Annotated in this window: 2 protein-coding genes; one reads left to right on the top strand and one right to left on the bottom strand. The window is 59.8% G+C overall.

Annotated features, from left to right (window positions below; all coding sequences use genetic code 11):
* The coding region (locus ABW043_RS17825; RefSeq protein WP_353922541.1) for an ABC transporter substrate-binding protein at nt 1-1,550 on the bottom strand (1,550 nt) is incomplete at its 3' end.
* 321 nt (nt 1,551-1,871) lie between these two features.
* On the opposite strand from ABW043_RS17825, the gene ABW043_RS17820 reads away from it, so the two are divergent.
* The coding region (locus ABW043_RS17820; protein WP_353922540.1) for a TonB-dependent receptor plug domain-containing protein at nt 1,872-2,924 on the top strand (1,053 nt) is incomplete at its 3' end.

Raw genomic sequence — 2,924 nt, 5'->3', positions numbered from 1 at the left:
ACGGTGTTGTGGACGCCCATGAAGCGCTTGCGCCAATACATGTAGAACACCGGATGGCTGGCGAGGAAACTGGCCTCCCATGCATTGGCAAGCGACTTCCGTTCTGTTGGATCCAGCGCCTCATCGAAGGCCTTGAAGGCGACGTCGTTGGTTTCCACGCAGAACTCGGAATAATTGTTGGCCGCGCCGCAGGTCACATAGTCGCGCAGATCGCCGGGATCGTTGGAATTGAACGAGCCACCGCTGACCACCGCCTGATAGCTGCGCTTGTCCTGCGCCTCAAAGAAGCTGGCATTTTCCTGCAGGTCGAGGGTGACATTGATGCCGATCTTGGCCCATGCGTCCTTGAGGAGGACCCCGATGGGTTCGAAGAGCGCAATTCGGCGGACGAGGAGTTTCACGTCGAGCCCGCCGCCGTAGCCCTGCTCTTCCATGATCCTCCTGGCTTCAGCCAGGTTGGCTTCAACATCAGTGCCATAGCCCGGGATCGCTTGCAGCTCGGTTTCGCCGAGGCTCCAGGGCCCCGGCATGACGGCGCCGCCAAAGGCGCCCTGCCCGCGCTGGCCGACTTCAAGCGCCGTGGCACGGTCGATCGCCAGACTTGCCGCCTTGCGCAACTCGGGATTGCTGAACGGCTCCATCTCGGTGTTGAACGTCACGGCGATGACGGACGTGCTGGGAGAATCGAGCACGGTTACATCGCCGCCGGTCGTATATTGCCCCGCTTCCTGGCCCTGGATGGACATGAAGATGTGGAGCTGGCCGTTCTGCAGGTAATTCCAGGTGGCTCCCTGATCGGGAATGACGAAGGCCTTGATGCCATCGAGATAGGGCAGGCCATCGACCCAATAATCGGCGTTCTTTTCGAGTTCGATCGACACGCCCGAGACGATTTCCTTGAGCTTGAAGGGGCCGGTGCCGACGATCACGTCCTTCATTGCGCCAGTGCTCTCGAGCACGTGCTTTGGCTGCACCAGCATCCAGCCGCTCGACAGATTGTTGAGGAAAGAGCCGAGCGGGCGCTTGAGCGTGAAGACGACCGTCTTTTCATCGGGCGCGTCGATGTTCTCGACGACTTCGAGCATGCCCTTGCGATTGGAAACGATCCCCTCGGGCGGATTGCGGATCCAGTCGAAAGTGGTTTTGACGTCCGCTGAGGTCATCGGCACGCCATCGTGGAACAGCACGCCTTCGGCGAGGTGGAACGTATAGGTCTTGCCGTCCCCGGAGACCTCCCAGGAGGTCGCGAGGTCGCCGACGACCGTGTTCGGGTCCATCGGATCGAAACGGACGAGGCTGTTGTAGCAGGGTGAGATGATGCCCAGGGTTGTCGAGGACCCATTCGACATCGGATCGAAATTGGAGGGGCTGGCGGTCAGGTTGAAGGTCAGGATGCCACCGGCTTTCGGCGCCGCATCCTGTGCAAAAACGCCGCTGAGGCCGAGGCCCGTCAGCGGCAAGCCCATGCCCAAGGCGGCAATGCCGCGCAGGAAGTCTCGACGCTGCATACCCGCAATCAGGCCGTCTTCGGAATCGAATGTGGTGGTCATGAGGGCTCCTCCCCTAATCTCCCCCGAGGCCGGCGGTGCGGTTCGCACTCATTCCGGGCTCCGGATTGGGCAGACTATTGGACAAGCTCTATCCTGAAAAAAGCGATATTAATTCCTAAGCTTCAATCGCTATAGGCGATCGAATTATGACCGACTTCCACGTCTGACGGGCCGCCGACTGAAGGCAGGGACATGTACAGGTGAAGATTCCAATAATAGTTGACTTTGATGGTCAGCTTAAATAGGTCTGCCGTCGCGTAGCCAGCAGCCAGTCATCACCAGCGAAGCCAGCCCCGCCTTTTCCTTTCCTTGGGGGCACTGATGAACCGACCACTTAGGTCGACTGGGCGCATTCGCGTCCGGCCGACGCCGTCCGCCTGCGTCATTCTACTGGCAACTTCTCTCTTGATGACTTCGGCGGCCCTGAGCCCTGCTGCGGCACAGTCGACGACAGCCAATCTGTCTGCAACGCAGATAACCCTGCTCGATCGTCTCGTGATCTCGGCAACGCGCCAAAGCAAGCGCCTGCTTGAGGTCCCGCAGACCATTACCGTCGTCACCCAGGAAGATATCGAAAAGCGCGTCGTGCGCGATATGCAAGATCTGGTGCGTTACGAGCCCGGTATCTCGGTCGATCGCCAGACTTCAATCACCAATCCCTGGGGCCAGCTCAACAGCTTCTCCATCCGCGGCATGGGCGGCAATCGCGTCCTCATGATGGTGGATGGCTCGCGCATTCAGGAACGCATCACCGACGGTAGCCGCGACTTTGTCGACACCTGGAACTTGCAGGCTGTTGAACTCGTACGAGGCCCGAACTCTGTGCTTTGGGGCGCCGATGCCCTCGGCGGCACGGTGGCCATGCGTACGCGTGATCCTGCCGACTTGCTCGAAGGCCAGGACAAGAACTGGGCGCTCGAAGTGCGCACGGCGTTTGACAGCTATGACAATTCCTGGCGCAAGCAGGTCACCGGGGCGTACGACTTCGGCGCAGTGCAGGTCCTCGGTAGCTTTGGGCATATTTCCTCGGAAGAGGCCAAGCTCACCAAGGGTGACTCCAATGGTGGCATCTGGAACAGCTGTACGCGGCCGGCCTATTTCCGATGCAACGAGCTCTTCCCGGCGGAGACCAGTGCGTATAACGGCTTGGTCAAGGTCGTGGCCACGCCAAATGAAGACCACAAGATCACGCTGACCGGCGAGTACTTCGACCGGAATACTGTTATCCAGCAGGTATGGGATTCAAGCGCAGCTCTTGGTGGTTACACCAGTACCGCTTATCCACGTACCCTCGACATGGAGCGCTACCGCCTCGCACTGGAGCATGAGTGGAATGTCGGCGCCAGTTGGCTCGACAGCGTCAAGTGGCAGGTG

Origin of the sequence: Devosia sp., from assembly GCF_040509215.1 — a bacterium.
In the GTDB taxonomy this organism is placed as follows: Bacteria; Pseudomonadota; Alphaproteobacteria; order Rhizobiales; family Devosiaceae; genus Devosia.
The sequence above is the reverse complement of the archived record's forward strand: the minus strand, read 5'-3'. Positions and strand labels throughout refer to the sequence as shown.